Raw genomic sequence first — 25,018 nt, 5'->3', positions numbered from 1 at the left:
GACCTTGAACACGGCCCGTGGAGGGTCAGCCTGCACAGGGCCGAGGCTCGTCCGTTTCGCCGAGGGCTCGTCCGTTTCGCCGAGGTTCGGACGTCGGCAAACGGGACGAAGGTCGGCTCCGTGGTCAGCTGCCCCTGCTTGGACTCGATGCGGAGCCGCCCGCGGCGTCCGGGCTCTAGACTGTCCGGCGGATGAGTCGGCCGGGTGACCGCGGCGCGCGAGCGTCGAGGAAAGTCCGGACTCCACAGGGCAAGGTGGTGGGTAACGCCCACCCGGGGTGACCCGCGGGACAGTGCCACAGAAAACAGACCGCCCCTTCGGGGGTAAGGGTGAAACGGCGGTGTAAGAGACCACCAGCATCCCCGGTGACGGGGGTGGCTCGGTAAACCCCACCTGGAGCAAGACCAAGAAGGGCTTCGGCCCGCGGACGCCGTCCGAGCGCTGCCCGCGCGAGGCGTCCGGGTAGGTCGCACGGCATCACCGGCGCACGCGCCGGCGGACCGAAGGCGGCTGGCAACAGCCGTCGCAGATGGATGGTCACCCGTTCTTCGTGAACGACAGAATCCGGCTTACAGGCCGGCTCATCCCCTTGTCAGGACGCGGTCAGGATCTCCGCGCCGTGTTCGGTGACCACGATCGAGTGCTCCCATTGCGCGCACGGCGAGCCGTCGATGGTGACGACCGTCCAGCCGTCGTCCCAGACGTCGCTGCGGTAGTCGCCCAGGGTCAGCATCGGCTCGATCGTGAAGGTCATGCCGACCTCCATCACCGTGTCGAACGCCGGCTCGTCGTAGTGCGGGATCACCAGCCCCGAGTGGAACACCGAGTGAACGCCGTGCCCCGTGTAATCGCGCACGACTCCGTAGCCGAACCTCTTGGCGTACGACTCGATGACGCGTCCGATGACGTTGATCTCCCGCCCGGGACGCACCGCCTTGATGGCCCGGTTCAACGCCTCGTGCGTCCGGTCCGACAGGTCGCGCCACGCCTGCGGCACGTCGCCGCAGAAGAAGGTGCCGCAGTTGTCGCCGTGGACGCCGTTCTTGTACGCCGTCACGTCGATCTTGACCAGGTCGCCGTCCTCGAGGGGACGCGCGTCCGGGATGCCGTGGCAGATCACCTCGTTGACTGAGGTGCAGATCGCCTTCGGGAAGCCGCGGTAGCCCAGCGCCGACGGGTAGGCGCCGTGGTCGCACATGTACTCGTGCGCGACGGCGTCCAACTCGTCGGTCGTGACGCCCGGCGCGATCGCCTTGGCGGCCTCGAGCATCGCGTTGTGCGCGATGCGTCCGGACACGCGCATGTTCTCGATCGTCTCGGGCGTTTGCACGTGGCTGCCCGTGTAGCGCTCCGGCGCGGGACGATCGACATACGTCGGCCGGACGATCCCCGCCGGGACCGCCCGTCGAGCGCTGATCGCGTAAGGCTTGATTGCTGTCACGGCGGCGATCATAGTTCACTGTGTTGGACGCCTGCGCGCGAGGCGTCCGCCCAAGCCGGAGCCCGAATCACAGGAGACGAACGTGACCGAAGGACCGTGGTACTACTGCCTCAAGCACCACGCCGTAGAGCCCTACGACGGCTGCAAGAGCGAGGACCGACTCGGTCCCTACGAGACCTACGCCGAGGCGAGCGACGCGCTCGAGAAGGTGCGTGAGCGCAACGAGGCCTGGGACGCCCAGGAGGAGGATGTCGACGAGGCGGGCGACAAAGACGCCGACTGGAACCCCTTCAGCTGACCTATCCAGGACCCCGGTCAGGTCGTCACCGCGACGCACCCCAGCGCCAGCAGCAGGCTGGCGAAGCTGCCGATCAAGAAGTACTCGGTGACCTCGTCGATCCGCGGGCCGTTCTCCGACCGTGACGTCGCCGAGAGTTCGGGGAAGCGCACCAGCCCCTTCGCGGCGATCACCAGCGCGGCGGCAGCGAGGTTGCCGCCCGCCCCGAACCCCAGGATCAGCACGCGTTCCATCGGACCCAGCACCCGTCCGCCACGAAGGCGCGGCTGAGTCAGCACCGGAGGAGTGCCGGTCGGCCCCTGGGCAGCCGGTGACACGCCGGACGCCACCAGGACGTCGCGCACGATCGTGTTGCCCGCGGCCAGGTTCAGGATGAACGCGGCCCCGAGCGCGAGCACGTGCCCAGCGCTCTTGGTGCCTGCTGGCAGGAACGGCAGGTGCCGTAGCCAGCCCGAGATCAGGCCGGACGCCTCGGGCGCCACCCCCGACAGCGTCAGCACCATCGCGGTCGGGAAACCGATGAGGCCCAGCCCGATCAAGGCGTCGCGCGACGTGGTCGGGGGCGCGTGGTGCCACCACTCGTAGGCCACCACCAAGGCGGCGCAGACGATCACGACGATGACGCTCGGCCCGTCGAAATCCAGGGCCAACGCCGCCAGGACCAGCTGACAGGCGATCCCGACGCCAGCGGACGCGAGCCAGCGGCGTCCGCCCCAGGACTCGCGAACCAGGCACGCGACACCGATGCCCAGCCACAGGATGGCCAGCCAGGTCATCACACCTCCCACAACGTCGTCATCGCCTGACCCAGCAGGGCCAGTTGATGCGTGGTCACGTGGTGGCTGACGGCCTGGGGTGTGATGCCTAGCCGATCGGCGACGTCGCTGCGGCGTCCACCCGTGATCACCGTGAACAGGATCGTACGAGCCGTGTCCGACAGTTTCGCCAGCGCGCCATCGATCAGCAGCACCGCCGCGCGATCGCCGGGGCCGACCAGGGCGGGCAGCCCGGTCCTCAGCGCCGCGCCCCCCGGCCGCCGCGCGGCTCGTTCGACCTCGTTGATGGCGTCTCGGGCGGCCCACCAGGCGGGGCCGTCCTCGAGGCCCCGCTCCGCATCGAGCACCCGGACGCCTCCGAAGCCGAGCCCGAACCGGACGCCCGCCGTGCCGGTCAGAGCGAGCCTGACCAGATGCGTGGCGCGGAGGGCGTCGCCGAGGCGTCCGTACGCGCCCTGGAACTCGTCGCCGACCGTGACCTTGAGGGGAGTAATCGCCTCGACCGCCTCGTTGGTCGCTTTGAGCGCGGCCGTCAGCGCGGCATGCAGGGCGCCTCGGTCACCCGAGTCGCGAGACGCGATCAGGTCGCCGATGAGGGCCCACTGCGGCGACGGTTCCACGGTCATCGGTCAAGCATATGGCTTGCAGAGGATGAAGATCAAAGAAAAGGTTTGACTAGTCCGCGCCGCAAGAGAATCAGTTGACTCCGAACGCCGCGAGCGGGTGCCGGGCCTGGTAGATCAGGATCGGATCGGCCCCCGGCACCTCGACCGGCGCCGTCAGCCCCCAGCCCTCGTCGCGGATCTCCCGCGTGAACCGAGCCCCGCGTCCGGTCAACTCGGCCACGGTCGTCGTGATGTCATCGCAGACCAGAGCGATCTCGTGCTGCCGCGGCGAGGTGTGCACCACACCCTCGTGTTCGTTACTCGTGGGATGGACGCCCAGCTCGGACGGTCCCGTCGCGTAGATGGGCCACCCGCCACCGACGTTGATCGACGGCCAGCGCAGCACGTCTGTCAGGAACGCGCGCGTGGCGTCCGGCTCATCGGAGTAGATGAGCGTGTGAACCGCGGTGATCATCCGGCCACGCTAGCGGGTCGGCGGCGCGATCTGAACGGGCGCTGCCGGTCACTGTCTGCCCTTGTCCCCTGATCAGACGACATGCGTGGTGGCCGGCATGCACCTTAGGTTCTGCAAGGCGCCGATGAATTTCCTGGCGCGGACCATGAACTCGAAAGGATCACCAGATGGCCATCACTGGGGCCGCACGCTCGAATCTGCACACCGAACTCTTCGAGGGCTCCTCGGTGGTGTTCGACCTGGACGCCCATCTGGTGCACCGCCTGGAGGGCGACACCGCGCGTATCTTCGGCGCCGCGACCGGCGTCGATGTCGACGCGCTCGCCCGGCGGGCACACGGCCTTGGCGGAGTCAGGGGAGAGGCAGCGGACCCCGCGGCGTCCTTGCTCCGCCTCCTGGGCTGACGCGCCTCAGGACGCCGTCGAGCGGATCGCCTCGGCGACCGCCGCGACGGCCAGCATCCGCACGACGTCGGGGTGCGTCGCAACCTCGCCGGTGGCCGCCGCGACGAAGCCGTCCCCGTCGAAGCGTGTGTGCGGCGGCGTGACGGACCGGGCAAGCCCGTCGTGGGCGCCTTGGGCCACGATCCGGCAGGCCACCTTGTCGAGCCGCGCGTTGGTGACGACCACGCCGATGGTGGTGTTAGTCCGGTCGAAGTCGAACGCCGCGGAGAGGGCCGCGACGGCGTCCAGCGCATCGGCGCCGACGGCGTCCACGATGTCGCCGAAGGCGTTGACGGCCACGATGGCGGCGACGATGACGTCGCCGAGGCGACGTTCGCCGTAGCCCAGGCCGCCGCCTCGGCGTCCCTCACGGCGCCAGTTGGACGCCGACGCGCCCGTTCCGGCGCCGACGCGGCCCACCGCGAACTCGGACGCCGCCGCAGCCATCGCTGCGTAGCCCGCGTCCGCGTCCGGGCGGGCGTCCGACGACCCGGAGGCGAGATCGAACAGCCCCAGCGTCGGCACGATCGGGACGGGTCCCGCGGGCGTCCCGACGCCCCGGCCGCGCTCGGCCAGGTAGCGGACGACTCCGTCCGCGGCGGCGAGCCCGAACACCGACCCACCGGTCAACAGCACGGCGTCCACCGTCGTCACCGACTTGTCCGGCTCCAAGGGCAGCAACTCGCGACAGGCCGGCGCACCGCCCCGGACCTCGTACGAAGCGATCGAGCCAGCCGGCAGCTCGACGACGGTGCAGCCGGTCGCGCCCACGGCGTCCGTGGAGTGCCCGACGCGCACGCCGGGAACGGGCATCAGCATGCCCGGAACTGTAACTCGCGCGTAACACGGGCACGGGCAGACTGCTGCCATGGACAAGCAGACCGAATTCGTCCTCCGCACGATGGAAGAGCGGGACATCCGCTTCGTCCGACTCTGGTTCACCGACGTGCTCGGGTTCCTCAAGTCCGTGGCGATCGCCCCGGCCGAGCTGGAGGGCGCGTTCAGCGAGGGCATCGGCTTCGACGGCTCGGCGATCCAGGGCTTCGCGCGCGTCTACGAGGCCGACATGGTCGCCCATCCCGATCCGACGACGTTCGAGCTGCTGCCGTGGCGCGGCCCGACCCAGGGCACCGCCCGCATGTTCTGCGACATCCGCCTGCCGGACGGCTCGCCGTCGTTCTCCGACCCGCGGTACGTGCTGAAGCGGGCCATGAAGAAGGCCGCCGACATGGGCTTCACCTTTTACACGCACCCCGAGATCGAGTTCTACCTGTTCAACCAGCCCCTCGTGCCGGGCGAGGTGCCGACGCCCGTCGACAACTCGGGGTACTTCGACCACACCACGGCCAGCGCGGGCACCGACTTCCGCCGCAAGGCGATCACGATGCTCGAGCAGATGGGCATCTCGGTGGAGTTCAGCCACCACGAGGGTGGTCCGGGGCAGCAGGAGATCGATCTTCGCTACGCCGACGCCCTCACGATGGCCGACAACATCATGACCTTCCGGGTCGTCATCAAGGAGGTGGCGGTCATGCACGACCTGTTCGCCTCGTTCATGCCCAAGCCGCTCCAGGACGCCCCCGGCTCCGGCATGCACACCCACGTGTCCCTGTTCGAGGGCGACGACAACGCCTTCTACGACGCGTCCGCCGAGTTCGGGCTCTCCAAGACCGGACGCCACTTCATCGCCGGACTGCTGCACCACGCGGCCGAGATCAGCGCCGTGCTCAACCCGTCGGTCAACAGCTACAAGCGGCTGGCGTCCGGGGGAGAGGCGCCGTCCTACATCTGCTGGGGCCAGAACAACCGCTCGGCCATGGTGCGCGTTCCGATGTGGAAGCCCAACAAGCCCTCCTCGGCGCGCATCGAGCTGCGCTCGTTGGACACGTCCGCCAACCCGTACCTGGCGTTCGCGCTGATTCTGAACGCGGGGCTGTCGGGCATCGAGAACGCGATGGAGCTGCCGGATCCGGCCGAGGACGACGTCTGGTCGCTCACCGACCGCCAGCGCCAGGCCATGGGCATCAAGCCGCTGCCGTACAACCTCGAGTCCGCCGTCCGCGCCATGGAGAATTCTGAGCTGGCGGCCCAGACCCTGGGCGACCACGTGTTCGACTTCTTCCTGCGTAACAAGCGCGCCGAGTACGAGCAGTACATGCGCCAGGTCACGCCGTACGAGCTGAGGACGCTCCTGCCGACCCTGTGAGGCATCTCACCTGCAGGACGCCGCAGGGCCGGTCCGTCCGGGCTGCCATCGTGTGCCCACTGTGATGTATTTCGCCGAGTACACCCCCGATGACCACGGACGCCCCCTGCCCGGCGTCCAGGTTCGCCCCGCCGTGATGGAGGACCTGCCGGCCTGCGCGGTCCTGCTCGCGTCCAGGGACGGCGGGACGGCGTCCAGCTGGCTCAGTCGGCTCCGGATCTGGCTGGTGGCGGGGCAGTTGCTGTTCGTGGCGGTTCATCAGGGCAAAGTCGTGGGCTACGCCCGCCTGGCCTGGCAGACGCCGGGCGCCATCGGTGGACGCAACGTCCCCGACGGCTACTACCTGAGCGGCATCATCGTCGCGCCCGAGTTCCGGCGCCGCGGCATCGGACGGGCGCTGACCAAGGCCCGCTGTGCCTGGGCGCGGGACCGCGGCCGCCGCACCTACTTCGTCGTCAACGCCACGAACCACGCCTCCATGGACTTGCACCGCGAGATCGGGTTCCGCGAGCTGACCCGCGACTTCGACTTTCCCGGCGTCACGTTCACCGGCGGCGAGGGCGTCCTGTTCGGTGCGGACGCCTCAGGCGAGTGGCAGAACATCACCCAACTGGGCGTGGTTGCCGCTCGCTGAGACGCGGTGCTGCGCGACGGCGTCCGCCCACGTCAAGGAGCCGGCGGCGAGCGCCAGCCAGGTGAGCGCGTCGCACTCGACGACGTTCGGCGGCGTTCCGCGGCGGTGGACGGACGCGACGCCGGGGCGTCCGATCTGGACGGCCCCCCATGGCGGGACCCGCACCTCGACGAGGCGTCCGGGGTGGAGGGCGGCTAGGCGCGCCAGCGAGGTCCGGACCGCCGCGGCCTGCTGAGCTCTCTCGTCCGTCATGGCGGCATTCTGCCGCACGCGACCTACCTCGTCGGGGTGGCCGCGGGCGTTGGGGCGGCCGAACTGGCGGCGGTGGCCGTGGTCGAGCGGGCCGAGCCGGCGCGCTGGTTCGAGTTTGCCGGCACCGCGGCCGAGCGGTCCGCGAGGATCACCGTGTCGCCGGCGTTCACGCCCGACAGGATCTGGACGAGCCCCTGACCGGTCGCGCCCGTGGTCACGGTGACGGTGCGGGCCGCGGCGGAGCCGTCCGTGCCGGGGACCTGGACGGTGCCGGTGCCGGTGCCGGTCGGGGTGACGGCCGAGCCGGGCAGCACGGTCACGCCGTCCACCGAGCCAAGGGCGACGGAGACGGCCGCAATCCCGCCGCCGAAGAGCAGGTTCTGCGGGTCATCGACCGTGACGACTGCGCCGTAGGTGGGGCTGCCGGACGCGGATCCGGCGGTGGCGAGCAGGTTGACCTGGGTGACGGAGCCCACCAGGCTCGCGGTCGAACCCGGCACGCTGACGGTCGCTTTCAGCCCGGTGTTGATGAGCGGACGGACGCTCAACGGCACCGTGGTGCTGACGGTCGCCGCCCCCTCGCCGATGACGGTCACAGACTTCGTGCCGGCGGCCTGCCCGTTCACGAGCGAGATCGCGGCGACGCGGCCGGCGATGGGCGACGTCAGCGACGCGGACTCGACCGCTGCCTGCGCGGTCGCGAGGTTCTGCTGCGCCTGCAGCAGGGCGACCTTGTCGTTGGCCACCTTGACCTCGCTCGACTGGGCGCCGACGCCGGCCGCCGCCCCGGTCGCCTTCGTCGAGGACGAAGACGAGGACGCCGCCGCCGCGGTGCCGCTCGCGGCCGACGTGGTGGGACGCGTCGTCGAACCGGCCCCCGCGGGCGCACTGGCCGAGCCGGCAGTTGACGGCGACGACGCCCCGCCGGGCTGGGGCGCGGACGCCTCCGCCGCGGCGACGACCTTCTCGAGCAACGCCCGGCAGCCGGTGACCTGCGCCGCGGTGGGCCCGGACGGAGGCGTCGCCAAGGTGGTCGCCAACGGGGACGAGCTGGGCGTCGTCGACGGGCTGGGCGTCGCGGTTGCGCTCGGCGAGGGGGTGTCGGTCGGGGTTGCCGACGGGCTCGGCGAGGCCGTGTCGCTCGGGGTGGCCGATGGGGTCGGCGAGGCCGAGAGCGAGGGCGACGGGCTGGCGATCGGGGATGGCGTAGGGCTGGGCGGCGGAACGGGTCCAGGCCCGGGGGACACTCCGGCCGCGAACGTCGCAGTGCAGTCGGTGCTGGCCAGCGCGGCGACGAGGCCCGCGACGAGCTTCTGCTTGGCGAGCGTCGCGGCAGCCGCTGCGGCCTTGTCGGTCGCCGACGCGGCGTTGGCCGCGGCCAGCTTGGCGGAGAGGGTCTGCAGCTGGGCCTGGAGTCCGGCCAGCGCGGACGCCGTGCCCGAAGCAGCGGACGCCGCCGCGGACGTCGTGGTGCCCGACGCAGCCGCCTGGTCGGTGTCGAGCTGGGCCTGCGCCTGCTGGACGCCTGCCCTCGCGATCACGGCCGACAGCTCCAGCTGGGTGGGGTCGATCGTGGCCACGACGTCGCCGGCGGCGACGGCGTCCCCGATCTTGACCTTGATCTCGGAGACGACCCCCGACGAGCCGAACGTCAGGACGGCTTGGTTGGAGCGCGCGACCGTCCCGGTGCCGGACCAGGTCTGGGTGATGGACCCCGTCGTGGCCTTGGTCAGGCTGTAGTCGGCGGCCGGCTTGGGCAGCCCGCCGCCGAAGGCGAAGGCCGCACCGGCGCCGGCCAGCGCGAGGATCACGACGCCTGCCACCACGGCCCGGATCGCCGTCGCGTTGGAGTTCTTCATCACTCACTCACTCCTCAAAGCGTCGATGGGGGCCAGCCGCGCCGCGCGGGACGCCGGGTAGACGCCGGCCAGCACGCCGATCGCCAAGGAGACGGCCAGGGCAAGCGCGGTCGCCGGCCAGGAGATCTCGACGGGGATCTGCAGCACCGGCGTGAGGGCGAGCGCACCCAGCATGCCGAGCCCGACGCCGAGCAGCCCGCCGAGCAGGCCCAGGATCGCGGCCTCGACGAGGAACTGGCGCCGGATCACAGCGGGGGTCGCCCCCAGCGCCTTGCGCAGCCCGATCTCGCGCACCCGCTCCGAGACCGACACCAGCATGATGTTCATGACGCCGATCGCCCCCACCAGCAGCGAGATACCGGCGATGCCGCCCAGCAACGCGGTCAAGACGTTGGTGAGGGTCGTGGCCACCCCTACCAGCGACGCGTTCGTGCTCACGGTGAAGTCCTGATTGGCGGAGGTCACGCGATGCGCGTTCAGCAGGGCGTTCTGCACCTCCGAGTAGGCGGCCGACAAGGTCTTCGCACTGGACGCCTGCACGTAGACGGCGGTCAACGAGCCGGCTGTCGCGGACGGGGCCAGGCGTCCCTGATAGGTGGTGAGCGGCACGACGACCTGGTTGTCCTGGTCGATGAAGCTGCTGGTGCCCGTCGCCGCCAGGACGCCGATGACGGCGAAGTCCTCGGTGCCGATCCGGATGGTGCTGCCGATGGGGCTGGACGTCGAGAACAGCTGGGTCGCGACGGTCGAGCCGATCACGGCCACCGGGGCGTTGGTGTTCAGATCGGCGGCGCTGAAGAACCGTCCGGTCTCCAGCTTCTGCGCGCGAACGGACGCCCACTCGGGCGTCGTCCCCACCACGGTCGAGGTCCAGTTCGTGCTGAGGTGGACGAGCGTGGCAGACGTTGACGACACCGGGGCGACCGCGGACGCGTCCGGCACGATGCTCTTCTGGTTGAGCATCTCGACGTCTGCCAGGGTGAGCGTCGTCGCCGCGGTCCCGCCCCCGCGGATGCCCGACGAGGAGCTTTGGAAGCTGGGCGACACCACAATCAGGTTGGAGCCCAACGAGTTGATCTGGCCGGTGATGGCCGTCTGCGCGCCCTGGCCTAGCCCCACGGTCAGCATGACGGCCGTGATGCCGATCAGGATGCCGAGGACGGTCAACAGCGAACGCAGGCGGCGAGCGTTCAGCGCTCGCAGGGCGGTCCGGATCGTCTCGGAGAGCGGCATCAGAACCCACCCTCGCTGAGGCGTCCGTCCATGATCTTCGTGACGCGCGCCGCACGGGCGGCGACGTCATGCTCGTGCGTGATCAGGACGATCGTCCGGCCTTGGCCGTGCAGCTCGTCGAGCAGGTTCAAGACGTCCTTGGTCGAGACGGAGTCGAGGTTGCCGGTCGGCTCGTCGGCGAGCAGCAGGGCGGGGTTGGTGACCAGCGCCCGGGCGACCGAGACCCGCTGCTGTTGACCGCCGGACAGCTCACCCGGACGGTGCTTCACGCGGTCGGCGAGCCCGACCCGGTCGAGCGCCTCAAGAGCCCGCTGATGCCGCTCAGCCGGCCGGACCCCGGCGTACATGAGCGGCAGTTCGACATTCCGCAGCGCCGTCTCGGACGCCAGCAGGTTGAACTGTTGGAAGACGAAGCCGATCTCGGCGTTGCGGACGTGCGCCAGCTGCTTCTCGTTCATCGCGCTCACGTCGGTGCCGTTGAGCAGGTAGCGGCCCGAGGTGGGCACGTCCAGGCAGCCCAGGATGTGCATGAGGGTCGACTTGCCCGAGCCCGACGGCCCCATGATGGCGACGTAGTCGCCGCCGCCCACGGTGAGGTTCACCTCGCTCAAGGCGTCCACCTTGATCTCGCCCGCCTCGTACGTCTTGCAGACGTCCGTCATGGAGATCAACGGCGCGGACGCCGTCGCCGCGGCGTCCGTCGTGGTCAAGACGCTGGTCATCCGCCGCCCCCCGCCGGCGCCCCCGCCGGCGGTGCGCCGCCATTGTTCGGACGCTGGCCCTGGCCCTGGCCGCCCATGCCGGGGAAGTTGACACCGGAGCTGCCGCCGCCCGAAGGCCGCTGTCCCGCGGCGACTCGCACCGTGACCTGGACCAGATCGCCCTCCGCCACGCCGGAGGCCACCTGGGTCCGGTCGCCGTACACCTTGCCCAGCTGCACCTCGGTGGTGATCGGGGACCCGTTGACCATCTTCTGCACCGTCGGCGTCCCGCCCGTGTTGCTGATGGCCGCCGTCGGCACGCTCAACACGTCCGGATCGGTGCCGGTGGTGACGACGGCCGTCACGCCCACGCCGTCGTAGAGGCCGGCCGGATTGCCGTCCAGCAGGATCGTCACCGGGAAAGTGGTCGAGCCGCTCGATGTGGTCGCCACGATGCCGACGGTGTTGACCTTGCCGGTCGTCGTGACGGTCGTCCCGGTGACGGTGGCCGCCACCGGCTGCCCCGGCTTGAGGGAGGCGACGTCAGCCGGACCCACCGTGCCGTTCACCAGCCAGCTCGTGGGGGAGATGACCACGATCTGGGCGCTGGCGGCCGCCGAGCCCGACGAGCCCAACACCCCAGCCGCCGAGGCACCCCCGGACGACCCCGAGCCGACCTGCGAGCCGACGGTCAGGTTGACCGACGCCACCGTTCCGGCGATGGGCGTCGTCAGTCTGGCCTGACTCAACGAGGTCTTGGCGCTGGAGAGCTTGGCCACCGCGGAGTCGATCTGGGCCTGCGCGTTGGAGAGCTGCGCGCGGGTCACCCCGGAGGTCGACGCCACGGTGGAGTACGAGGTCCTGGCCGCCGTCACGTTCGCCTGGGCGAGCGTGACCGCGTTCCTCAGTTGGGTGTCGTCGATGGTCGCCAGCACCTGGCCGGCGCTCACCGTGCTGCCGACCACGGCCGACACCGAGGTCACCGTTCCCGCGGACGCGAAGGACAGGTTCGCCTGGTTCTGCGGAGCTAGCGTGCCGGTCAGGTTTACCGTGACCTGTTCGGTGGTCTTGGTGACGGGCAGGGTGAAGGTCCTGGTCGTGGCCACGGGTGTCTGCGGGCGCAGCAGCATGAACACCGCCCCCGCCAGCGCCAGCACGATCACCATCGCGCCAGCCACCCAGAGCCACTTGCGTCGCGGCCTCGTCGGCTTCTGCACCCGGCTGGGGGTTGTTGCCTGGTCCGCCATGAGTTGCCTCCGCACTGGCCCCACCATCGGGACGTTCGCCAGACAACTCTCCTTTCCTGTGAGGACCCTGTGAAGCCCCTGTAGGCGTCCTAGGTGCTCGGCCGGATCCGTCCGCCGTCCGGGACGGGGCCCGCCTGACGCCGTTGGTCCGTGCCATGGAGGTCCTAGGATCGCGCGCATGAGTCGCATCGCCACCCTGACCGGCAGCCTGGCTCGGGCCGGCTTCGGCGATCCGGCCGCGGCGGCCGCGTTCCTCCAGTCCTGGGAGCCGGTGCTCGGCGGGGACGCCGCCAGGGTCGAGCGCCTGGTGAAGGCCATGTCCGGCTCGGCCGACCCCGACCTGGCGCTCGCCGGGTTCGATCGCCTGGCCAGCTCGTTGCCGGACGCCTTCGCCGCGCTGGCGGACGACGAGACGTGGGGCGTCCGGACGGCTCGGGTGCTCGGGGCGTCCGCCGCCTTCGGACGCCACCTCAGCGCCCACCCGGGCGACGTCGAGGTCCTGCGCGACGACGTGTCCGAGCGCGACGAGGCGGCCCTCCGGGCCGAGCTCTTGGACGCCGTCGGCGCCGATCCCAGCGTCGTCGAGGCGGTGGCGTCCGGCACCCCGGACGACCTTCGACTGGCGTACCGCAGGGCGCTGCTGCGCACCGCCGCCCGGGACCTGACCGCGCCAGAGCCCGCGGACGCCGTCGAGGGCGTCGCGCGCGAGCTGTCGGCGCTGGCGGATGCCGTGGTCGAGGCGGGGCTGGCGCTGGCGCGGGCCGAGGTCCCCGGGTGGGAGACGGTCCGGCTGGCCGTCATCGCGCTCGGAAAGTGCGGCGCCCGCGAGCTCAACTACGTCTCAGACGTCGATGTCCTCTACATCGCCGAGCCGGCGCTGGGCGTGGCCGGCGAGCCCGTGGTGTCGGCATCCGAGGCCGTGGCGCTGGCGTCCAAGATCGTGGCCAGCCTGTCCCGGACGACCTCGGCCCACTCGGCCGCGGGCACCATCTGGCCCCTGGACGCGGCGCTGCGTCCCGAGGGCAAGGCGGGACCACTCGTCCGGACGCTGGCTTCGATGCGGGCCTACTACGAGCGCTGGGCCAAGGACTGGGAGTTCCAGGCGATGCTGAAGGCGCGTCCGATGGCGGGCGACCTCCACCTCGCGCAGGACTTCGTCGACATCGTGTGGCCCCTGGTGTGGCAGGTGGGCGGCCACGACGACTTCGTTCCGGCGGTGCAGGCGATGCGCAAGCGGGTGATCTCGCTGATCCCGGCCAAGGAGGCCGACGCCGAGATCAAGCTTGGTGCGGGCGGCCTGCGCGACACCGAGTTCAGCGTCCAGCTGCTGCAGCTGGTGCACGGCCGCTCGGACGCGCGGCTGCGGCTGCGGGGCACGTTCGAGGGGCTGGCCGCGCTGGTCCAGCACGGGTACGTCGGGCGCGAGGACGGAGCCCGCCTGGACGCCGCCTACCGGTTCCAGCGGGTGCTGGAGCATCGGGTCCAGCTCTCCCAGCTGCGCCGCACGCATCTGTTCCCGGCCGATGCCGAGACCCGACGCACCCTGGCCCGGAGCCTGCGGTTGCCTGACGGCGACGCCGTGGCGGATGCCTACCAGGCGTCCAAGCGGCGGGTGCTGAGCCTGCATCAACGGCTCTTCTACTCGCCGCTGCTCGAGGCGGTGGCGCGCATCCCGTCGGGTGCCGTCCGGCTCACGTCCGAGGCCGCCGAGGCGCGGCTGTTGGCGCTGGGCTACCGGGATCCCAAGGCGGCGCTGCGTCACATCGAGTCGCTGACGCAGGGGGTCACGCGGCAGGCCGAGATTCAACGGCAGCTGCTGCCGGCCATGTTGGGCTGGTTCGCCGAGGGTCCGAACCCGGACCACGGCCTGCTGGCGTTCCGCCAGGTGTCGGAGGCGCTCGGAAAGACGTCGTGGTACCTGCGGGCGCTGCGCGACGAGGGCGCGATGGCCGAGAACCTGGCCAAGGTGCTGGCGTCCAGTCGCTACGCGGTCGACCTGCTGCTGCGCGCGCCCCAATCGGTTCAGCTGCTGAGCGAGCCCGATCTGATCCGGGCCCGGACCACCGACGAAATCCTCGGCGAGATGCGGGCCTCGGCGCGCCGCCACGACGATCAAGCCAAGGCGATCGGCGCGATCCGGGCCGTCCGGCGCGAAGAGTTGCTGCGTCTGGCGATGGGCGACCTGCTGGGCGAGATCGACGTCGAGGCTCTCGGTGCCGGGCTGGCCGACGTCATGTCGGCCACGATCGATGCGGCGCTGGAGGTGGCGTCCCGCGGGGTCGACCACCTGCCCGGTCTGGCGGTCATCGCCATGGGCCGCTGGGGCGGACGCGAGCTGTCCTACAGCTCAGACGCCGACGCGATGGTCGTCATCGACGACGGCGACGATCCGGACGCCGCACGCGCGGCGTTGTCGGTGGTCACGACGCTGCGGCGCCTGCTCGCGCAGCCCGGCCCCGACCCGGCGCTGGAAATCGACCTGGACCTGCGTCCCGAGGGTAAGGGCGGCACCATGGCCCGGACCCTCGCGTCGTACGCCAAGTACTACGCGACGTGGGCGTCCACCTGGGAGTCGCAAGCCCTGCTGCGTGCCGACCATGGCGCCGGCGATCGGGGGCTGTCGTCGCGGTTCTTGGACGCCGTCGCTGCCGTCCGCTACCCGATCGGCGGGTTGGAAGCGAAGAAGGTCACCGAGATCCGCAAGCTCAAGGCGCGGATGGAGGCCGAGCGCATGCCGCGCGGCGCGGACCCGAAGCGGCACGTGAAGCTGGGGCCGGGCGGGCTGAGCGACGTCGAGTGGGTCGTTCAGCTGCTGCAGCTTCGTCATGCGGACGCCGAGGCGGCGCTCCGGACCCCGACCACGCTCGCTGCGCTGGCCGCCGAGGAGGCGTCCGGGCTGATCGGTGCAGACGACGCGTCCCGGCTGGGGGAGGCCTGGCGGTGGGCGTCCAGGATCAGGAACGCGACGATGCTGCTGCGCGGGAAGGCGTCCGACACGATCCCGACCGACATGCGCGAGTTGGCGCCGGTCTCGGAGCTGCTGGGCTACCCCAAGGGGGCGGCGTCCGAGTTCATCGAGGACTGGCTGCAGCGCGCCAGGGCGGCCCGTCGCGTGATGGACCGCCTCTTCTGGGAGGCTTAGGCGCTGAATGGGAGTCGGTTGGTAGCCCGATCCCAGGAAGGCGACGATCGATGCTGGCGGACGACTCCTCCTGCCCAAGGTGCTACGCGACGCGCTCGGCTTGACCCCTGGCTCGACCGTCGACGTCTCTCGCTACGGGGGAGGCGTCCAGATCACTCCCGGCGGCCGAACCGCACGACTCGTTCGAGACGCCGACGGTCGCCTCGTGGCCAGGTCAAAGACCCAGGTCACCGATGACGTCGTGTTCGCGCTCATCGACAGCGGGCTGCCTCTCTTGACCCGGGACGCCCGCGCCCGAGCGACCTACGAGGCTGTGGGCGCCAGCGTCGAGGTCATCCCCGACTAGTTCATGCCACCCGGGAGTATTCGCCCTTGACCACGAAGAACGACCCGCGGATGGTGCCCGCGAGCTTGGACTTCTGCCGCGCCCACGTGAACGCCGACAGCTCGGCGGGCGGCTCCATGCCTTCGCTCAGCTTGAAGCCCACGGCGCGCTTCCCGGCGTCCGCGAGGGTGTAGAGGACGTTCACGGCCAACCCGTCGGAGTAGAACACGTGCGTCCAGCGGATGCCGTCGACCAGGGCCTCGGCGTTGCGAACTTGGCGAAGCTACCCCGCGTCCGGCTCGACGGCAACCGTCGCCTGGCCTGCCTCCTGACTAGACTCGACGGCGATGACCACCGACCAGCTTCCGACCACCCGTCAGCGCCTCACCGGCTGGGGACGGACCGCACCGTCGGCGTCCCAGGTCTTGAGCACATCGGACGCCGACCAGCTCGTCCGTGCGGTGCAGGACGCCGCCCAGCGCCGCACGCGCGGTGGGCGTGGCGTCCTGGCCCGCGGTCTGGGACGCTCCTACGGTGACGTCGCCCAAAACGGCGGCGGCCTCGTCGTCGACATGACGGCTTTGAACACGATCCATTCGATCGATCCGCTGTCGGCTGAGGTCGTGCTGGACGCCGGCGTCGACCTCGACACGCTGATGCGGATGGCCCTGCCCTACGGCCTGTGGGTGCCGGTCCTGCCGGGCACGCGCCAGGTCACCATCGGCGGCGCGATCGGCTGCGACGTCCACGGCAAGAACCACCACTCGGCGGGCAGCTTCGGCGACCACGTGGCGTCCATGGATCTGCTCGTCGCGGACGGCCGCGTCCTCACGATCCGGCCGGAGGGCAGCCCCGACGACCCCGACGGACGCCTCTTCTGGGCCACGGTCGGCGGGCTCGGCCTGACGGGCATCATCCTGCGCGTCACGCTGACGATGACCCGCACCGAGACCGCTTACTTCCTGGCCGACGGCGTCCGGACGCGCACCCTGGACGAGACGATCGCCGCCCACTCGGACGGCTCCGAGGCGCGTTACGACTACAGCTCGGCCTGGTTCGACGCCATCTCCGCGCCCCCGAAGCTGGGTCGCGCGGCCATTTCGCGCGGCAACCTCGCCACGCTGGACGAGCTGCGCGAGTACGCCCCCAAGCTCGCGTCCGACCCGCTCGGCTTCTCGGGCAAGACCTTCTTGACGCTGCCCGACGTCTTCCCGAACGGCCTGGCCAACAAGCTCACGTTCGGCGCGCTGGGCTCGCTTTGGTACGCGAAGTCGGGCACCTACACCAACAAGATCCAGAGCCTGACCGGCTTCTACCACCCGCTCGACATGTTCGGCGAGTGGAACCGCGCCTACGGCTCGGACGGCTTCCTGCAGTACCAGTTCGTCGTCCCGCCCGAGGCGGTCGAGGAGTTCAAGCTGATCTTGGGCGACATCTCGGCGTCCGGTCACCACTCGTTCCTCAACGTCTTCAAGCTGTTCGGCGACGGCACCCGCGCGCCCCTGTCCTATCCGATGGCGGGCTGGAACGTCTGCGTCGACTTCCCGATCCGGCCCGGCCTGAGCGACTTGTTGACCAAGCTGGACGCCCGCGTCTTGGAATTCGGCGGACGCCTGTACGCCGCCAAGGACTCCCGCGTGGACGCCGCCACCTTCCACGCCATGTACCCGCGGATCGACGAGTGGATCGCCACCCGCCGCTCCATCGACCCGGACGGGGTCTTCGCTTCCGACCTGGCCCGCCGACTCGACCTCATCTAGGAGCCAACCATGATCAACGCCGTCGGCGACCCGCAACGGATTCTGCTGCTCGGGGGCACCTCCGAGATCGGGCTGGCGATCGTCGCCGAGTACCTCTCGCACGCGCCGGCCGAGGTCGTCCTGGCTTGTCAACCTGGCGATCCAGAGACCGCCAACGCCGTCAACCGCGTCAAGGCGGACGGCGCCCGCGGCGTTCGGACCCTCGACTTCGACGCGACCGACACCGCCTCGCACGGCGCCGTGCTCGACGCCGCCTGGGCCGACGGCGACGTGGACCTCGCCATCGTCGCCTTCGGGCTGCTGGGCGATCAGGAGGAGCTCTGGCAGGACCAGGCCAAAGCCGTCCTCGCGGCGGACGTGAACTTCACCGGGGCCGTGAGCGTCGGCGTGCTGTTGGGCCAGAAGATGAAGGCTCAGGGCCACGGCCAGATCGTGGCCATGAGCTCGGCTGCTGGCATGAAGGTGCGCCGCTCGAACTTCGTCTACGGCGCCACGAAGGCGGGCCTCGACGGCTTCTACACCAACCTCGGCCAGGCGCTGGAGGCTGACGGGGTCGGCGTCATCGTCGTGCGGCCCGGCCAGGTCCGGACGCGGATGTCGGCGGGCGTCAAGGAAGCCCCGCTCACCGTCAACCCGTCCGACGTCGCCAAGCTGGTCTACGACGGCGTTCGCAAGCGCAAGGCCATCGTCTGGGCGCCGCCCGCGTTCGAACTCGTGATGCTGGTCCTCCGCCACATCCCGAAGCCGATCTTCAAGCGCCTGCCGATCTGATGCGCCTGCGCCAGGCTGTTCGGGCGCTGATCCTCGACCCGGACGACCGCGTCCTGCTCGTTCACTTCGACCTGCGTCCGCGCGGCGAAGAGGAGTTCTGGGCCTGCCCGGGCGGCGGGCTGGAGCCCGGCGAGGACGCCTACGCCGCGCTGCGCCGCGAACTGGCCGAAGAGGTCGGCCTCGCCGATCCCGACATCGGACCGGCCCTCTGGAGCAAGGTCGACGTGTGGAGCTTCGGAGACTGGGACGGCCAAGTGGACACGTGTCATCTCGTTCGGACGCCGGCCTTCGAGCCCCATCCGGACCTCAGCCGCGACGAGTTGGCGGCGGAGTTCGTGACTGGCATGCGCTGGTGGACGCCCACCGAGCTCGCGGCGTCCGACGTGATGACCTCCCCGCGCAGCCTGCACGACCAGCTCCGGCGGCTGCTGACGGACGGCGTCCCGACGGGTCCGGTCGAGCTCCACGGGCATTAGGGCGCGTCTCGGCGTCCGGTCGTCCTCTGAGTCGGCCGACACGCGCTGCAAGACTTGGCGTCGCGTCCAACGGCGGGCGCCGCAGCACGGCGAGGAGCCCCCCATGTCCAACGTGAAATTCTTCGGTGGCGAGCAGTATCCGGTCGAAATGCACAAGGTGCGGATCATCCAGAAGCTGAATCTGTTGCCGGTGGAGGAGCGGCTGGTGGCGGCCCAGGAAGCCGGGCACAACACGTTCCTGCTCGAGAACAAGGACGTCTTCCTCGACATGCTGACCGACTCGGGCGTCAACGCCATGAGCCAGGACCAGCAGGCCGCGATGTTCCGCGCCGACGACGCGTACGCCGGCTCGGCCACGTTCACCCGGCTGCGTGACAAAGTGGTCGAGATCTTCGGGATGCCGCACTTCCTGCCCGTCCACCAGGGCCGCGCCGCCGAGCACTTGCTGTCGACCGTGCTCGTGAAGCCGGGCACGTATGTGCCGATGAACTACCACTTCACCACCTCGAAGGCGCACGTCGTCGCCAACGGGGGAGAGGTGCTGGAGTTGATCAAGCCCGAGGGCCTGCAGGTCACGAGCGAGCACCCGTTCAAGGGCGACATGGACGTGGCTGCCCTGCGCGCGCTGATCTCCGACAAGGGCGCGGACGCCATCGCGTTCGTCCGCATGGAGGCGGGCACGAACCTCATCGGCGGCCAGCCTGTCTCGCTGGCGAACATGACCGAGGTGTCGGCGGTCTGCCGCGACCACGGCATCCCGTTCGTCATGGACGCCTCCCTGATCGCCGACAACCTCTACTTCTGCAAGACGCGCGAGGCGTCCTGCGCCGACCTCGACGTGCGCGAGATCATGCGCGCGATGTGCGACCTGTACGACGTCATCTACTTCTCAGCGCGCAAGGTCGGTTTCGGACGCGGCGGCGGCATCTGCGTCCGCGACGATCGCCTGTTCCACAAGCTGCGCGAGCTGATCCCCTTGTTCGAGGGCTTCCTGACCTACGGCGGCATGAGCGTCCGCGAGATCGAGGCGATCACCGTCGGCCTCGACGAAACCATGGACCTGGACATGATCAACCAGGGTCCGATCTTCATCGACTACATGGTCCGCGAGCTGGAGCGCCGAGGCGTCCCGGTGATCACCCCGCCCGGCGGGCTGGGCGCGCACATCGATGCGATGCGCTTCCTCGACCACCTCGACCAGCATGACTACCCGGCCGCGGCGCTGGCGTCCGCGCTGTACATCGCGTCCGGCGTCCGGGGCATGGAACGCGGCACGATGTCGGAGCAGCGCAACGCGGACGGGTCCGAGCCGCTCGCCCACATGGAACTCGTCCGGCTGGCGCTGCCGCGTCGCGTCTTCACGCTCAGCCAGCTCAACTACGCCATCGACCGCCTCGATTGGCTCTACCAGAACCGCCGCCTGATCGGAGGCATGGAGTTCACCGAGGAGCCCGAGATCCTGCGGTTCTTCTTCGGACGCCTTGCACCGAAGGGCTCGGACTGGCCGGCCGCGCTCGTGGCCCAGTTCCGCGAGGACTTCGGCGACTCGCTCTGACCTTCGTGGGTGCGCAGGTGTGGGCCTGCTGATCCAAGGCGAGGGTTCGTAAGGTCGATCCCGTTCAACCCTGGAACTAGGGTGGGGCCATGATCCCTCCCGTCGTTGATGCTGCCTGGTTGGTCGAGGTCCCGGACGCCGTGGTGGCGGATGTCCGCCACTACCTGGACGGACGCGACGCGCGGGCGGACTACCTCACCGGCCACCTGCCGGGCGCCGTGTTCGTCGAGATGGACCGCTGGCTCGCCGCACCCGCGACCCCCGAGTCCGGACGCCACCCGCTGCCGACGCCCGAGGTGTTCGCCGAGGGCATGCGCGCCTGCGGCATCGCGGACGACTCAGTGGTCGTCGCCTACGACGACGCGGGCGGCGCCTTTGCCGGTCGCCTCGTCTGGATGCTTCGCATGCTCGGGCAGGACGCCGCGCTGCTCGACGGCGGGCTCACGTCGTGGGCAGGCCCCCTGGACGAGGGCAACCTTCAGCCCACGCCGGGCGACTTCACCCCGCGCCCCTGGCCCCCAACCGACCTCGCCACCATCGAGGACGCCTGCACCGCCGAACTGGTCCTGGACGCCCGGGCCCCGGCCCGCTACCGCGGCGAGTCCGAGCCCCTCGATCCCCGCGCCGGCCACATTCCGGGCGCCCTTAACGCCTTCTTCGGCCAGAACTTGACGCCCGAGCAGGCCTTCCGCTCCCCTGATGAACTCCGAGAACGGTTCGCCGAGCTGGGCGTGACGGACGCCTCCCAGGTCGTCGCCTACTGCGGCTCCGGGGTCACCGCCTGCCACAACCTGATCGCCATGGAGCACGCCGGCCTCGGCCGCGGACGCCTCTATGTCGGTTCGTGGTCACAGTACGCCGCCACCGAACGTCCCGCCGCCACCGGACCCGAGCCCGGCTCTCGTCCGGTGATCGACCCGCACGGTGTCGCGCACTGAGGTGAGTGGCGACGCCCCCGACCAAACCGCGGCGACGGCGTCCGACACGCGCCTGACACCCGAGGCGCGCTGGCTGTTCATCGGCCTGGCCGTGCTGGCCTTGGCGACGATCCTGCCGGAGGTGCGGAGCGCCAACGACGCCAGCCGGATGGCCGCGGTCTCGGCGCTGGTCGACCACCACTCGCTGATCATCGACCAGACCCCGTTCGTCACGGGCGAGGACAAGAGCTGGGTCAACGGCCACTTCTACTCCGACAAGCCCATCACGCCGTCCCTGATCGCGGCCCTCGTCTATTGGCCCATCAGCGCCCTGGGCATCAAGCTCGACTTCGGGGTCAACGCCGCCTACTACCTGGTCGTGCTGCTGGTTTCGAAGGCTGCCTGGTGGGGCGGTGCAGTTGCGTTCTACAAGGGCCTTCGCTTCATCGCGGTCTCCGAGACGGCCCGCCTCGCCACCACCATCGCCCTCGCCATCGGCTCGCTCTACCTCACCTTCAGTGCCGTCTTCAGCAACCACGGACTGGCCGCCTCCGCCGTCGCAGCCGGCTGGTTCGCCTACCTGCGCGCCGTCCACACCGACGCCGTTCGTTCGTCCCTGGTGTGGTCCGGGGCGTTTTTGGGGCTGGCCGCCGCCGCCGACTTCCCGGTGCTGGTGTACGCAGCGGGCGTCGGCGTCCTGATTCTTCTTGACGGACGCCTCCGCCGCGGCCTGCTCGGCTACGGGCTCGCCGTCCTCGCCGCCCTGGCGCCGGGCGAGGCGGTCAACGTCGCCATCTCGGGCAGCCTCGTGCCGTTGACGCTGGTGGCCGACTACTACCTCTGGCCCGGATCGCCGTGGCGCCGTGAAGACCTGACGGGCGCGTCCCGGTTCAGCGGGGGAGCGCTGGTCTCGTACACCGTCGGCTGCCTGATCGGCGCCCGCGGCTTCCTGGTCTACAACCCGCTCGTCCTGCCTGCCGTCGTCCTCGCGTCCGGACGCCTCGCAGGCCTGCGCGCGCAGCGTCCGCTCGCCCGCGAGGCGGCGATGGTGCTGGCCTGCACGGCGGTGCTGTGGGGCTACTACATCGCCTCGTCGACGAACTTCAGCGGGTACAGCTACAGCATCCGCTGGTTCGTGCCGTCCCTGCCCCTCCTGCTCTTCTTCCTGGCCTTCGGCTGGTCGACCCGGGGCGTTCAGGCGGCGGACGCCTCGGCGTCCTTCGGCTGGCGGCCGGCGTGGCCGTGGTGGCCGAGCCTGTTCTGGGTGCTCTTCTCGGTGGCCGCCGTCATCGCGCTGGTCGGCTGCCTGAACCCCTGGTCGAACATGGGCGTCAGCCAGTTCCCGTTCACCGCCAACCTCATCGAGCACTGGCCGGCGCTGGGCAAGCTGCTACCGCGTTAACGTCCTCAGCCGCCGGGCCGCTTCGGCCAGCGTGTCGTCCGACTTGCAGTACGCGAACCGGACCAGCGTCGCGAGATCATCCCGGCCCGGGGCGCAGAACGCGGTCACGGGGATCGCCACCACCCCGCAGCGCTCCGGCAGACCGCGGCAGAAGGCGTCCCCGTCGACCGCGCCGAGCGGTGCGGCGTCCGCGATGACGAAGTAGCCCGCGTCCGGCAACGCCACCTCGAAACCGACCTCCGACAAGGCCGAACACAGCAGGTCCCGACGGTCGCGCAGCTCGTCGGCCCCGCGTGTGTAGACGGCGTCGGGCAGACGCAGGCCGGTGGCGATCGCCGGCTGGAAGGGCGCGCCGTTCACGTAGGTCAGCCATTGCTTCATGCCGATCACGGCGTCGATCAGCTCGGCCGGACCCGTGATCCAGCCGCACTTCCAGCCCGTGACCGAGAACGTCTTGCCCCCCGAGCCCAGCGTGAGCGTCCGTTCGGGGGCGAACCACGCCATCGGGTGGTGCGGGACCCCGAACATGAGGTGCTCGTACACCTCGTCCGAGACGACGATCGCGTTGTGCGCGCGCGCCAGCTCGGCGATCAGCTCCAACGTCGAATCCCGGGAGATCGTGCCGGTCGGGTTGTGCGGGGTGTTCACCACGATCATCCGGGTGCGCTCGGAGCAGGCCGCGCGCAGGTCGGCCGGATCAAGGACGAACGTCGCCGCGTCGGTCAGGGTCGCCGGACGCCAGCGCAGCGGCACGTTCACCTGGACGCCGCCCGCGCGGGCGATGTCGGCGCCGTAGGCGTCGTAGTAGGGCTCGAAGCAGACCACCTCGTCGCCCGGCCGGACCAGCGCCAGGAAGATGGCGGCGAGGCCCTCGGTGGCCCCCGCGGTGACGAGCACGTCGGTCTTCGGGTCGAGCGCGATGCCGTAGAAGCGATCATGATGCTCGGCGATCGCGTCCAGCAGTTCCGGGACGCCGCGCCCCGGCGGGTACTGGTTGCGGCCAGCCCGGATGGCGGCGACGGCGGCGTCCAGCACCTCCTGCGGTCCGGCGTAGTCGGGGAAGCCCTGGCCGAGGTTGACGGCACCGGTCGCGAGCGACAGTGCGCTCATCTCGGCAAAGATCGTCGGACGCCCCCGCCCGTCGGCGTCCAGCAGCGCCGCCCCGCGGGCGGCGTCCTGCCAGGGGCCGCTGACGTCAGGGACGGGGCTCGAAACGCTGCTCACCAGCCGAACGCTAGCGGACCCCACCGGGACGCATCGCGGCTCGTCGAACGGAATGTGGTCGGTTGGGCCGTGGGGCCTTGATGCGTGGCTAGCATGCCAAGCACCATGAACCGACGCGACATCACCCCTTCCGCCCAACGCCGGACGCATCGTCTCGGCGCCACCCTTCTCGCGGGCGCTGCGGCGCTGGCCCTGACCGCGTGCGGTGGAGCTCCTGCGCAGAGTCCGACGTCAGCGCTCTCGACGGCGCCGACCACCTCGTCTACCCCGAGCGTCGCTACGCCTACCCCGTCCGCGACGCCCACCATGACGAAGCCCGGTCTCACCGGCAGCCAGGTGTTCGCGGTGAAGATCGACCACACGCGGCCGTCGCATCCGCGCGTGGGCACGTCCTCGGCCGATGTCGTGTACGTCGAGCCCGTCGAGGCGGGCCTGACCCGACTGCTGGCCGTCTTCTCCTCGACGCTGCCCGAAAAGGTCGGCCCCGTCCGCAGCACCCGCGAGTCCGACGTCGACCTGCTGGCCAACTACGGCACCAAGGTGGCGTTCGCCTTCTCCGGCGCCTCCGACTACACGATGGCCCGCATCAACAAGGGCACCCAGGTCAACCTCTCCTTCGACGCCGACCGCACCGGCTACACGCGCGAGGCGGGGCGTCCGAAGCCCTACGACGTGATCGGAACGACCAGCGTCCTGCTGCAGCGGGCCGGGGGGAGCGTCCCGCCCGGCGACGTCGGCTTCTACTACGGGACCGCCCCGACCGGCGGCGCCTCGGGCACGGCCGTCAGGACCTCGTGGACCAGCTCGACGATCTCGTTCTCCTACGCGTCGTCCGCGGGCAAGTACCTGATCACGTCGGACGGGCGCCAAGAGGTCGACGTCCTCACCGGAGGCAAGCCGGTCGAGGCGGCCAACGTGATCGTCCAGTACGTCGTCACCAAGCCGTCCGGCAACCGCGACATCAACGGCGTGGTCACCCCGCTGGTCGAGGTCACCGGCACCGGCAAGGCCATCCTGCTGCGCGAGGGCAAGTCCTGGCAGGGCACCTGGACGCGTCCCGACGCGGCGTCCCCGACGGCGTTCAAGACCGCGGACGGCCAGGACATGCAGCTCGCCAAGGGGTCGACGTGGGTGCTGCTCGTTCCCCAGGGACAGGGCGTGACGGTCTCCTGACCTGCTTGCCGAAGGCGGTCCTGGGAAACCGGGGCCGCCTTCGGCGTCCCAACGACTCTCTTTCTGACGCCGTAGCCGCGAGCCGCCCTCGTGGGACGTCCAC

24 protein-coding genes, 1 other RNA gene and 2 pseudogenes are annotated in these 25,018 nt (G+C 70.4%); 15 read left to right on the top strand and 12 right to left on the bottom strand.

The annotated features are described in order from the left end of the window. The first annotated feature begins 192 nt into the window (after positions 1-192). Positions 193-588: RNase P RNA component class A (gene rnpB, locus FN821_RS11145), an RNA gene on the top strand. A 4-nt stretch (positions 589-592) separates the two neighbouring features. Here rnpB and map read toward each other — a convergent pair. Then, positions 593-1,441 carry a type I methionyl aminopeptidase gene (gene map, locus FN821_RS11140; protein ID WP_131172680.1) on the bottom strand — a complete coding sequence of 283 codons (849 nt, stop codon included), beginning with the start codon at positions 1,439-1,441 and terminating at the stop codon, positions 593-595. An 82-nt stretch (positions 1,442-1,523) separates the two neighbouring features. Here map and FN821_RS11135 point away from each other — a divergent pair, with 82 nt between their 5' ends. Next, positions 1,524-1,739, top strand: coding sequence for a hypothetical protein (locus FN821_RS11135; RefSeq protein WP_131172679.1), 216 nt, complete (start codon positions 1,524-1,526; stop codon positions 1,737-1,739). Positions 1,740-1,756: 17 nt separating this feature from the next. Here the strand turns inward: FN821_RS11135 and FN821_RS11130 are convergent, their stop codons facing one another. The 3 genes from FN821_RS11130 to FN821_RS11120 form a co-directional block, all read right to left on the bottom strand. Then, positions 1,757-2,515, bottom strand: a complete 759-nt coding sequence (locus tag FN821_RS11130; RefSeq protein WP_131172678.1) for a hypothetical protein — start codon at positions 2,513-2,515, stop codon at positions 1,757-1,759. Beyond that, on the bottom strand, positions 2,515-3,141 hold the full coding sequence (locus FN821_RS11125) for a SatD family protein (protein ID WP_131172677.1): 627 nt from the start codon (positions 3,139-3,141) through the stop codon (positions 2,515-2,517). Before FN821_RS11125 ends, FN821_RS11130 begins: the two co-directional genes overlap by 1 nt. Positions 3,142-3,211: 70 nt before the next feature. Continuing rightward, positions 3,212-3,595 (bottom strand): VOC family protein, encoded by a 384-nt coding sequence (locus FN821_RS11120; RefSeq protein ID WP_131172676.1) that lies wholly within the window; start codon positions 3,593-3,595, stop codon positions 3,212-3,214. 167 nt (positions 3,596-3,762) lie between these two features. On the opposite strand from FN821_RS11120, the gene FN821_RS11115 reads away from it, so the two are divergent. Further along, positions 3,763-3,999, top strand: a complete 237-nt coding sequence (locus FN821_RS11115) for a hypothetical protein (RefSeq protein ID WP_131172675.1) — start codon at positions 3,763-3,765, stop codon at positions 3,997-3,999. Positions 4,000-4,005: 6 nt separating this feature from the next. Here FN821_RS11115 and FN821_RS11110 read toward each other — a convergent pair whose 3' ends face one another. Further along, on the bottom strand, positions 4,006-4,857 hold the full coding sequence (locus FN821_RS11110; RefSeq protein ID WP_131172674.1) for a P1 family peptidase: 852 nt from the start codon (positions 4,855-4,857) through the stop codon (positions 4,006-4,008). A 49-nt stretch (positions 4,858-4,906) separates the two neighbouring features. Between FN821_RS11110 and glnA the strand changes: the two genes are divergently transcribed. Continuing rightward, a complete protein-coding gene (glnA, locus tag FN821_RS11105; protein WP_131172673.1) occupies positions 4,907-6,244 on the top strand; it encodes a type I glutamate--ammonia ligase in 1,338 nt (445 codons plus the stop codon). A 64-nt stretch (positions 6,245-6,308) separates the two neighbouring features. After that, complete coding sequence (locus tag FN821_RS11100) at positions 6,309-6,878, top strand: GNAT family N-acetyltransferase (protein ID WP_165489347.1); 570 nt, start codon at positions 6,309-6,311, stop codon at positions 6,876-6,878. Here FN821_RS11100 and FN821_RS11095 read toward each other — a convergent pair. The 5 genes from FN821_RS11095 to FN821_RS11075 are packed head-to-tail and all read right to left on the bottom strand — an operon-like array spanning position 6,828 to position 12,170. Continuing rightward, complete coding sequence (locus FN821_RS11095; RefSeq protein WP_165489346.1) at positions 6,828-7,130, bottom strand: sterol carrier family protein; 303 nt, start codon at positions 7,128-7,130, stop codon at positions 6,828-6,830. The two genes, FN821_RS11100 and FN821_RS11095, sit on opposite strands and share 51 nt — an antisense overlap. 23 nt (positions 7,131-7,153) lie before the next feature. After that, positions 7,154-8,989, bottom strand: a complete 1,836-nt coding sequence (locus tag FN821_RS11090; RefSeq protein ID WP_131172671.1) for an efflux RND transporter periplasmic adaptor subunit — start codon at positions 8,987-8,989, stop codon at positions 7,154-7,156. 3 nt (positions 8,990-8,992) lie between these two features. Continuing rightward, positions 8,993-10,222, bottom strand: a complete 1,230-nt coding sequence (locus tag FN821_RS11085; RefSeq protein ID WP_131172670.1) for an ABC transporter permease — start codon at positions 10,220-10,222, stop codon at positions 8,993-8,995. Continuing rightward, positions 10,222-10,944 (bottom strand): ABC transporter ATP-binding protein, encoded by a 723-nt coding sequence (locus tag FN821_RS11080; protein ID WP_131172669.1) that lies wholly within the window; start codon positions 10,942-10,944, stop codon positions 10,222-10,224. The genes FN821_RS11085 and FN821_RS11080 overlap by 1 nt, the downstream gene beginning before the upstream one ends. Then, complete coding sequence (locus FN821_RS11075) at positions 10,941-12,170, bottom strand: efflux RND transporter periplasmic adaptor subunit (RefSeq protein WP_185956578.1); 1,230 nt, start codon at positions 12,168-12,170, stop codon at positions 10,941-10,943. The genes FN821_RS11080 and FN821_RS11075 overlap by 4 nt, the downstream gene beginning before the upstream one ends. A 178-nt stretch (positions 12,171-12,348) precedes the next feature. On the opposite strand from FN821_RS11075, the gene FN821_RS11070 reads away from it, so the two are divergent. The 3 genes and pseudogenes from FN821_RS11070 to FN821_RS14755 all read left to right on the top strand — a co-directional run bounded on the left by FN821_RS11070 (position 12,349) and on the right by FN821_RS14755 (position 15,658). Then, complete coding sequence (locus FN821_RS11070; protein WP_131172667.1) at positions 12,349-15,312, top strand: bifunctional [glutamine synthetase] adenylyltransferase/[glutamine synthetase]-adenylyl-L-tyrosine phosphorylase; 2,964 nt, start codon at positions 12,349-12,351, stop codon at positions 15,310-15,312. 46 nt (positions 15,313-15,358) lie between these two features. Beyond that, a pseudogene (locus FN821_RS14910) lies at positions 15,359-15,466 on the top strand (AbrB/MazE/SpoVT family DNA-binding domain-containing protein); the annotation flags it as partial. A 51-nt stretch (positions 15,467-15,517) separates the two neighbouring features. Further along, a complete protein-coding gene (locus tag FN821_RS14755; RefSeq protein WP_241660233.1) occupies positions 15,518-15,658 on the top strand; it encodes a PIN domain-containing protein in 141 nt (46 codons plus the stop codon). 1 nt (position 15,659) lies between these two features. On the opposite strand, the pseudogene FN821_RS11060 reads toward FN821_RS14755, so the two are convergent. Next, positions 15,660-15,890, bottom strand: a pseudogene (locus FN821_RS11060) (phage tail protein); the annotation flags it as partial. A gap of 94 nt (positions 15,891-15,984) precedes the next feature. Between FN821_RS11060 and dprE1 the strand changes: the two are divergent. The 6 genes from dprE1 to FN821_RS11030 all read left to right on the top strand — a co-directional run bounded on the left by dprE1 (position 15,985) and on the right by FN821_RS11030 (position 22,518). Beyond that, positions 15,985-17,397, top strand: a complete 1,413-nt coding sequence (gene dprE1 / locus FN821_RS11055) for a decaprenylphosphoryl-beta-D-ribose oxidase (RefSeq protein ID WP_131172665.1) — start codon at positions 15,985-15,987, stop codon at positions 17,395-17,397. A 9-nt stretch (positions 17,398-17,406) separates the two neighbouring features. Beyond that, the gene (dprE2, locus tag FN821_RS11050) at positions 17,407-18,168 is read left to right on the top strand and encodes a decaprenylphospho-beta-D-erythro-pentofuranosid-2-ulose 2-reductase (RefSeq protein WP_131172664.1); all 762 of its coding nucleotides are present in this window, start codon (positions 17,407-17,409) and stop codon (positions 18,166-18,168) included. Continuing rightward, on the top strand, positions 18,168-18,644 hold the full coding sequence (locus tag FN821_RS11045; RefSeq protein ID WP_131172663.1) for an NUDIX hydrolase: 477 nt from the start codon (positions 18,168-18,170) through the stop codon (positions 18,642-18,644). The genes dprE2 and FN821_RS11045 overlap by 1 nt, the downstream gene beginning before the upstream one ends. A 103-nt stretch (positions 18,645-18,747) precedes the next feature. After that, entirely contained in the window at positions 18,748-20,199 is a 1,452-nt protein-coding gene (locus FN821_RS11040) for a tryptophanase (RefSeq protein WP_131172662.1), read from the top strand. Between the two features lie 89 nt (positions 20,200-20,288). After that, positions 20,289-21,137: a sulfurtransferase gene (locus FN821_RS11035; RefSeq protein ID WP_131172661.1), complete on the top strand. Its 849-nt coding sequence runs from the start codon at positions 20,289-20,291 to the stop codon at positions 21,135-21,137. Between the two features lies 1 nt (position 21,138). Beyond that, positions 21,139-22,518 carry a hypothetical protein gene (locus tag FN821_RS11030; RefSeq protein ID WP_131172660.1) on the top strand — a complete coding sequence of 460 codons (1,380 nt, stop codon included), beginning with the start codon at positions 21,139-21,141 and terminating at the stop codon, positions 22,516-22,518. On the opposite strand, the gene FN821_RS11025 is transcribed toward FN821_RS11030, so the two are convergent. Further along, positions 22,507-23,742 (bottom strand): aminotransferase class I/II-fold pyridoxal phosphate-dependent enzyme, encoded by a 1,236-nt coding sequence (locus FN821_RS11025; protein WP_241660229.1) that lies wholly within the window; start codon positions 23,740-23,742, stop codon positions 22,507-22,509. The two genes, FN821_RS11030 and FN821_RS11025, sit on opposite strands and share 12 nt — an antisense overlap. 306 nt (positions 23,743-24,048) lie before the next feature. Here FN821_RS11025 and FN821_RS11020 point away from each other — a divergent pair, with 306 nt between their 5' ends. Continuing rightward, positions 24,049-24,915, top strand: a complete 867-nt coding sequence (locus tag FN821_RS11020) for a DUF3048 domain-containing protein (RefSeq protein ID WP_165489344.1) — start codon at positions 24,049-24,051, stop codon at positions 24,913-24,915. The last annotated feature ends 103 nt before the right edge of the window (positions 24,916-25,018 follow it).

Origin of the sequence: Propioniciclava tarda, from assembly GCF_900182665.1 — a bacterium.
Taxonomy (GTDB): Bacteria; Actinomycetota; Actinomycetes; order Propionibacteriales; family Propionibacteriaceae; genus Propioniciclava; species Propioniciclava tarda.
This window is presented reverse-complemented; position numbering and strand designations above follow the sequence as displayed.